This is a genomic window from Emticicia sp. (assembly GCF_049241225.1).
GTDB lineage: Bacteria > Bacteroidota > Bacteroidia > Cytophagales > Spirosomataceae > Emticicia.
The window spans coordinates 1-1,268 of record NZ_JBMLRC010000276.1 but is presented as its reverse complement, the minus strand read 5'-3'; the positions used below and the strand labels follow the sequence as shown (position 1 = coordinate 1,268).

The window sequence follows — 1,268 nt, the reverse complement described above, 5'->3', positions numbered from 1 at the left end:
CTTTCACATAAATGGCGGAGTGAAGAAGATGCCATCATGGTCGGAACAAATACTGCTTTGCATGATAATCCAAAACTAAACGTAAGAGAATGGACAGGCCGAAACCCCATACGGATTGTGATTGGAAGTAGGAAAGCAGCCCTCGAAGCGTCAGCCCCCCCCGCCCCCGATGGGGGAGCTTTGGCTGGTGGGATAACTTTAAATTTACCAGATGTACATTCAATAATGACAGAACTGATGTCAATAGCTCCCCCATCGGGGGCAGGGGGGCTACAATCAATCATTATCGAAGGCGGAACGCAACTTCTACAAAGTTTTATTGAAGCAGAGCTATTTGATGAAATCAGGGTTTTTAAAAGCCCAAAGCAACTAAAAAAAGGAATTTTGGCACCAGTTTTGCCTAAAAATATTACAATAATGTCTCGGCAAAATCTGTTGGATGATGAGCTAACCATTTATCAGTCAGATAAATAAGCGTTATTTATTACTGATTAATGCCTTCAAAATTCTATTTTTGTATTTTAAATACTTCCTCCAAAGAAAACAGTTATCATGAAAATTGCCATCGTAGGCTGCGGAAATATGGGTATGGCGTTTGCTCGCTCGTTTTTGCAGTATGATTTAGTAAAAAAAGAAAATTTACTTCTTATCGAAAAAAGTCAAGAGCGAAGCGAAGCACTCCGCACAGCCAAAGAAGGTATGGTTGTGAGTGTGATTAACTCGCAAATTGCTGATTATGAGTTGATTATTCTTTCAGTAAAACCACAGGATTTTGCTTCGGTGCAAGACGAACTCCGTGCCGTTATTCAGCCACAACAAGTGGTTTTGTCAATCATGGCGGGTGTACCGATGTCGAAAATACAGACTGTTCTCGACCATAAATTAGTAGTGCGTGCCATGCCAAATACGCCAGCAATGTTGGGTATGGGAATTACTGGTTTCACGGCTTCGCCCGAAGTTGATGCTCCGAAACTCCGCAAAGTTGAAAACTTAATCAATGCAACTGGCCGTTCGGTTTATTTGGAAGACGAAGGTATGATTGATGCCGTTACGGCATTGAGTGGAAGTGGGCCAGCTTATTTTTATTATATCGTAAAGCACATGATTGAGGCGGGCAAGAAAATGGGCTTTGACGAAGGAATGGCCAGCTTGCTCGTTAAGCAAACGATGTTGGGTTCGTATCACCTCATCAATAATGCCGAGCAAAGCCTTGATGATTTGATAAAAGCTGTTGCTTCAAAAGGTGGAACAACCGAAGCCGCTTTACG

The 1,268-nt window shown here is 42.3% G+C and carries 2 protein-coding genes; both read left to right on the top strand.

Annotated features, from left to right (window positions below):
* Positions 1–474 (top strand): RibD family protein (locus ACOVO2_RS14715; RefSeq protein ID WP_421770710.1); only part of this gene is annotated, 474 nt, incomplete at its 5' end.
* A gap of 78 nt (positions 475–552) precedes the next feature.
* Positions 553–1,268 (top strand): pyrroline-5-carboxylate reductase (gene proC, locus ACOVO2_RS14710; RefSeq protein WP_421770709.1); only part of this gene is annotated, 716 nt, incomplete at its 3' end.